Consider the following 337-nt stretch of genomic DNA (forward strand, 5'->3'; position numbering starts at 1 on the left):
CCGTCCACTCACCGGCACATCCAGCCGCCAGCGCACCACCGCACTTCCCGTACCCGCAGGATGCGTACGGTAATTCGAGCCATAGAACCCGGCGGCCCCACTCGCGTTGTTCCACTCTCCGGAAACCGTTTCGTACGCGGCCGAGTCGTTGTCGGCGACGAGTCCGTGGTAGGTCGTGCGTACGGCGTCGGCCACGACGAATCCGTCGGCGGCGTCGGAGAGTTCGACGCTCGCCGCTTGGCCTGCGGTGAACGGGTAACTGCCCAGCGAGACCCACTGGCCCCCGCGTTGGCGCTGGTCGACGCGCACGGTGGTGGGGCCGTCGGCGTGGTTGACG

Annotated in this window: 1 pseudogene; it reads right to left on the reverse strand. The window is 68.5% G+C overall.

The annotated features are described in order from the left end of the window. Window positions 1–337, reverse strand: a pseudogene (locus M1203_RS38585) (hypothetical protein); the annotation flags it as partial.

It is taken from the genome of Streptomyces sp. 35G-GA-8 (genome assembly GCF_023534745.1).
Lineage (GTDB): Bacteria > Actinomycetota > Actinomycetes > Streptomycetales > Streptomycetaceae > Streptomyces.